Raw genomic sequence first — 5,486 nt, forward strand, 5'->3', positions numbered from 1 at the left:
ATCGCCAAGGTTCTTGACAAAGCCTGAAAAACTGATCTCGCGGCCTTGACGGCCCGGAGAAAAGCCCCTAATGCACGGCGTCCCGCGGTGGAATCGCCTTGCGGGTCTTCCATATTGGAAGTTCGTATCGCCGGGTTAACTGCCCGTGCGGTGTTGTGAAAAAAGGTTCTGGCACTACGGAACCGCAACCGAAGAAGGACGACACGTTTGGCACGTATTGCTGGCGTCAACATTCCGACCGCGAAACGGGTTCCGATCGCGCTCACCTACATCACCGGGATCGGCCCCCACACCGCCCAGACCATCTGTGACGCGCTGAAGATCGACAGTGCCCGCCGGGTGAACCAGCTGACCGACAGCGAAGTGCTGGCGATCCGCGAATACATCGACGCGAACCTGACGGTCGAGGGCGACCTGCGCCGCGAAGTCACGATGAACATCAAGCGTCTGATGGACCTGGGCTGCTACCGCGGCCTGCGTCACCGCAAGGGCCTGCCGGTCCGCGGCCAGCGCACCCACACCAACGCCCGCACCCGCAAAGGCCCCGCGAAGGCCATTGCCGGCAAGAAGAAATAAGGAGCGGACGATATGGCACGCGATACCAAGACCGCCCGCACGAAGAAGAAAGAACGCAAGAACATCGCCGCCGGTGTGGCGCATGTGAACTCGTCGTTCAACAACACCAAGATCCTGATCTCAGACGTCCAGGGCAACGCGATCTCGTGGTCGTCCTCGGGCACCATGGGCTTCAAGGGCAGCCGCAAGTCGACGCCCTATGCCGCCCAGATGGCCGCCGAGGATGCGGGCCGCAAGGCGCAGGAACATGGCGTCCGCACGCTGGAAGTCGAAGTGCAGGGCCCCGGTTCAGGCCGTGAATCGGCTCTGCGCGCGCTGGCTGCGGTGGGTTTCCAGATCACCTCGATCCGCGACGTGACGCCGCTTGCGCACAACGGCTGCCGTCCGCCGAAGCGCCGCCGCGTCTAAGGCATTTATTTCGGCCGGGCCGTGGGGAGCCGTCTCCTCGCGGCCCGGTTTTCGTCGTTTACGATCCTCGGGCGTCCGTAGGCTTAGGACATCGGCAGCGGACAAGAATAGGGGCTTCAGAATGATCCATAAGAACTGGCAGGAACTCATCAAGCCGACGCAACTGGTCGTGAAGCCGGGGGCAGATGCCGCCCGCGTCGCGACGGTGATCGCCGAGCCCCTGGAGCGGGGCTTCGGCCTGACGCTGGGCAATGCGCTGCGCCGCGTGCTGATGTCCTCGCTGCAGGGGGGGGCGATCACCTCCGTCCAGATCGACAACGTGCTGCACGAGTTTTCCTCGGTGGCCGGCGTGCGCGAGGATGTGACGGACATCGTCCTGAACCTGAAGGGCGTGAGCCTGAAGATGGATGTGGAAGGGCCGAAGCGGCTGTCGATCTCGGCCAAGGGGCCGGGCGTCGTGACCGCGGGCGAGATTTCCGAATCCAACGGCATCGAGGTCCTGAACAAGGACCATGTGATCTGCCACCTCGACGAAGGCGCGGACGTGTTCATGGAGCTGACCGTGAACACCGGCAAAGGCTATGTCTCGGCCGACAAGAACCGCCCCGAGGATGCGCCGATCGGCCTGATCCCGATCGACGCGATCTATTCGCCGGTGAAGAAGGTGTCGTATGAAGTCACGCCCACCCGCGAGGGCCAGGTGCTGGACTACGACAAGCTGACGATGCGGGTCGAGACCGACGGCAGCCTGACCCCGGACGATGCCGTGGCCTATGCCGCGCGCATCCTGCAGGATCAGCTGTCGATCTTCGTCAACTTCGAAGAACCTGAATCGGCCAAGGTCGGCGAGATCGACAGCGGGCTGGAGTTCAACCCGCTGCTCCTGAAGAAGGTCGACGAGCTGGAACTGTCGGTCCGTTCGGCCAACTGCCTGAAGAACGACAACATCGTCTATATCGGCGACCTGATCCAGAAGACCGAGGCGGAGATGCTCCGCACCCCGAACTTCGGCCGCAAGTCGCTGAACGAGATCAAGGAAGTGCTCTCGGGCATGGGCCTGCATCTCGGCATGGACGTCGAAAGCTGGCCGCCGGAGAACATCGAGGATCTGGCGAAACGGTTCGAAGACCAGTTCTGAAAAAGCGGGTGGGGTTCGTCCCACCCGACCCAAATGCCCGCCCGGTGCGGGGAATGACTGGCGAAAGCCCAAGGTGAGTGGGGCCAAAAGTAGGCCCTGCCGGACAAAGCAAAACACGCGATAGGAGATTCCAATGCGTCACTCTAGCGGCTACCGCAAACTGAACCGCACCCACGAACACCGCAAGGCGCTGTTCGCCAACATGGCCGGCTCGCTGATCGAGCATGAGCAGATCAAGACCACCCTGCCCAAGGCCAAGGAACTGCGCCCGATCGTCGAGAAGCTGATCACGCTCGCCAAGCGCGGCGACCTGCACGCCCGTCGCCAGGCGGCTTCGGCGCTGAAGCAGGACCAGCATGTCGAGCGCCTGTTCGCTATCCTGGGGCCGCGCTACAAGGACCGTCAGGGCGGCTATATCCGCATCCTGAAAGCCGGGTTCCGCTATGGCGACATGGCGCCCATGGCGATCATCGAATTCGTCGACCGCGACACTTCGGCCAAGGGCGCGGCAGACCATGCGCGGACCGAATCGGCGGAAAACGCCTGACCTTCAGTCGCGCGCGCCCTATATCTCAAGGCCCGCCACTAGGCGGGCCTTGGCCATTGGAGGGGCGGCGTTTTGTCTCGGATGACACAAAACTCTACGATAAGTTGCTGTAACGCTTGAAAACTGGTTCCTGAGGTTGAAGATGACGCTAGATGGGAACAACCTTGTCGATGTCACAGAGTAAACGATTGACCGAGCTTTACGAAGAACTGGGAGAGTTGGCGCCGCAGGGGTATGCCGTTGGTCTGCACATCCGCTTTGCCAGCCCTTTGATCTATCACAGCCGATACCCCGAGGCGTGGGTCGAGTACTACAATTCACACTCCTACTATCTGAGGGATCCGGTGATCTTCTGGGGGATTGGAACCACAGGAACGCGCCGATGGAGCGAGATCCCGCTTCCGGATCCGTTCGATCTATTGAAGAAGGCCGCCAGCTACGGCATGCGCTATGGCGCGGTATCTTCTTATGGCCCCATTACGTCGCGATCGATGGCCGGGATCACCCGGAATGATCGCGAGTTCACAGATGAAGAGATGGAACGTCTGGCCGATATCACTGCGCGTCTACATATCGCAGCGAAACCACCCTCGGAACTGACGAAGGCGCAAATCGAAGCGCTGCAATGCATCGCAAATGGGGACCGTCACACTGCTGCCGCGGCAAAACTCGGGATTTCGGAAAGTGCCTTCAAGGCAAGGCTGAACTCGGCAAGAATCAGGCTTGAGGCTCGAACCGCAGCAGAAGCTCTGAGAAAGGCGCGCGAATACCGTCTGCTCTGAAGTAGTGTGTGGTCTTCCTCTGGCCGTCGAACGACAAAATCAGAAGGAGACAGAAATGGAAGTCACAACCCTCTCTTACGAGAACCTGCACAATCACGGCGAACTGTTCGCCAACATGTTCCGTGCGCGCCACCGTGCATTCATCCAGCACAACAAGTGGGACCTGCCGCAATCAAACGGCATGGAATTCGACCAATATGACACCCCGGCCAGCCGTTGGGTTGCGGTGCATGAGAATGGCGAAGTTCTTGCGGGAATCCGGTTGACGCCGACCACCCATCGCTGCGGCATTTACAGCTACATGATCCGCGACGCTCAGCGCGGCTTGCTGGAAACCATTCCGAGCAATCTTCTGGATATGCCTGCCCCGGTGTCGGATCAAATCTGGGAAAGCAGCCGGGTCTTCGTGTCCGAGGTGGTTCCGGCGGCGATGCGCCTGCGCGTCCAGCTGCAACTGCGTCAGGAAATGGTGAACGCCGCACGGGATCTGGGGGCGAGCTCGGTTCTGGGGCTGATCCCGGAAGCCTCGCGCCGGATTGGTCGCCGTGTCGGCCTGGAATGCGAACCGGCCGGGCCGATCCTGAATTTCGACGGGCTGGATTGCGTCTGTGTCACGATCAACCTTGCCGCCAAGATGCATTGAAGCCGGACTGGAGACGGGTCCGGCCCCGGCGCCTGTCGTGCAGGACGGATATTGCAGGCGCCAGCTGGCCGAACGCGCCTTGCTTGGTCGTCTGTTGCCCTGAAGGAAAGTGATGGCCGATCTCTTCGATACGCCCGACACCGGGCCTCGTGCCAGTGGCCCCCGCCCGCTGGCCGACCGGTTGCGGCCGAAGTCGCTGTCCGAAGTGATCGGGCAGGACAAGGTCCTGTCGCGCGATGGCCCGTTGGGGGCGATGCTGGCGGCGGGGTCGCTGTCCTCGCTGATCCTCTGGGGCCCGCCGGGGGTGGGCAAGACCACGATCGCCCGCCTGCTGGCCGATGAGACGGACCTGCATTTCGTGCAGATCTCCGCGATCTTCACCGGGGTGCCGGAGCTGCGGAAGGTGTTCGAGGCGGCGAAGCTGCGGCGGCAGAACGGCAAGGGGACGCTCTTGTTCGTCGACGAGATCCACCGTTTCAACAAGGCCCAGCAGGACGGGTTCCTGCCGCATATGGAGGACGGGACGATCCTGCTGGTCGGGGCGACGACCGAAAATCCCAGCTTCGAGCTGAATGCGGCGCTGTTGTCCCGCGCGCAAGTCATTGTGCTGGAACGGCTTTCCCTCGCCGATCTGGAGCGTCTGGCGCAGCGGGCCGAGCAGGAGATCGGTCGGGCGCTGCCCTTGAAGGGCGAGGCGCGCGAGGCGATGCTGGAGATGGCTGATGGCGACGGACGGGCGCTTCTGAACCTGATCGAGCAGGTGGCGGCCTGGAAAGTCGATACGCCCCTGACCCGCGACCAGCTTTCGCAGCGGCTGATGCGGAGGGCAGCGAAATACGACAAATCGGGCGACGAGCACTACAACCTGATCTCGGCGCTGCACAAATCGGTGCGCGGCAGCGACCCGGATGCCGCGCTCTACTGGTTCGCGCGGATGCTGGAAGGCGGCGAGGATCCGCGCTTCCTGGCGCGGCGGATCACCCGGATGGCGGTGGAGGACATCGGCCTTGCCGACCCGCAGGCCGAGGCAGTTTGTCTTGACGGATGGCAGACTTACGAGCGGCTGGGGTCGCCCGAGGGAGAGCTGGCGCTGGCGCAGGCGCTGGTCTACCTGGCGCTCGCGCCGAAGTCGAACGCGGTCTACACCGCCTACAAGGCGGCGCGCGCGGCGGCGCGGGAGACGGGCAGTTTGATGCCGCCGAAGCATATCCTGAATGCGCCGACGCGGATGATGAAGGATCAGGGCTATGGCGCGGGCTACAGCTATGACCATGACGCAGAGGATGGGTTTTCCGGCCAGAACTACTTCCCCGAAGGCATGAAGCGGCCCGTCTGGTATCTGCCGCCCGAGCGTGGGTTCGAGCGCGAGCTGAAGAAGCGGGTGGAGTATTT

General features: G+C 62.5%; 7 protein-coding genes. All 7 read left to right on the plus strand.

Annotation, left to right across the window (positions count from 1 at the left end; translation table 11 throughout):
* Window positions 1-207 precede the first annotated feature (207 nt).
* Window positions 208-576, plus strand: a complete 369-nt coding sequence (gene rpsM, locus V7Q39_RS18935; RefSeq protein ID WP_333818171.1) for a 30S ribosomal protein S13 — start codon at window positions 208-210, stop codon at window positions 574-576.
* 12 nt (window positions 577-588) lie between these two features.
* Window positions 589-984 carry a 30S ribosomal protein S11 gene (gene rpsK / locus V7Q39_RS18940; RefSeq protein WP_137110207.1) on the plus strand — a complete coding sequence of 132 codons (396 nt, stop codon included), beginning with the start codon at window positions 589-591 and terminating at the stop codon, window positions 982-984.
* A 121-nt stretch (window positions 985-1,105) separates the two neighbouring features.
* Window positions 1,106-2,122: a DNA-directed RNA polymerase subunit alpha gene (locus tag V7Q39_RS18945; protein WP_333818172.1), complete on the plus strand. Its 1,017-nt coding sequence runs from the start codon at window positions 1,106-1,108 to the stop codon at window positions 2,120-2,122.
* 133 nt (window positions 2,123-2,255) lie between these two features.
* Window positions 2,256-2,669: a 50S ribosomal protein L17 gene (gene rplQ / locus V7Q39_RS18950; RefSeq protein ID WP_333818173.1), complete on the plus strand. Its 414-nt coding sequence runs from the start codon at window positions 2,256-2,258 to the stop codon at window positions 2,667-2,669.
* 188 nt (window positions 2,670-2,857) lie between these two features.
* A complete protein-coding gene (locus V7Q39_RS18955; protein ID WP_333818174.1) occupies window positions 2,858-3,451 on the plus strand; it encodes an autoinducer binding domain-containing protein in 594 nt (197 codons plus the stop codon).
* A gap of 55 nt (window positions 3,452-3,506) precedes the next feature.
* Window positions 3,507-4,094 carry an acyl-homoserine-lactone synthase gene (locus V7Q39_RS18960; protein ID WP_333818175.1) on the plus strand — a complete coding sequence of 196 codons (588 nt, stop codon included), beginning with the start codon at window positions 3,507-3,509 and terminating at the stop codon, window positions 4,092-4,094.
* 112 nt (window positions 4,095-4,206) lie between these two features.
* Window positions 4,207-5,486 (plus strand): replication-associated recombination protein A (locus tag V7Q39_RS18965; RefSeq protein WP_333818176.1); only part of this gene is annotated, 1,280 nt, incomplete at its 3' end.

It is taken from the genome of Tabrizicola sp., assembly GCF_036781545.1.
GTDB lineage: Bacteria > Pseudomonadota > Alphaproteobacteria > Rhodobacterales > Rhodobacteraceae > Tabrizicola.

Coding starts and splice junctions, on each gene's coding strand:
- rpsK (WP_137110207.1), top strand. CDS start 589: ATGGCACGCGATACCAAGACCGCCCGCACGAAGAAGAAAGAACGCAAG.
- V7Q39_RS18945 (WP_333818172.1), top strand. CDS start 1,106: ATGATCCATAAGAACTGGCAGGAACTCATCAAGCCGACGCAACTGGTC.
- rplQ (WP_333818173.1), top strand. CDS start 2,256: ATGCGTCACTCTAGCGGCTACCGCAAACTGAACCGCACCCACGAACAC.
- V7Q39_RS18960 (WP_333818175.1), top strand. CDS start 3,507: ATGGAAGTCACAACCCTCTCTTACGAGAACCTGCACAATCACGGCGAA.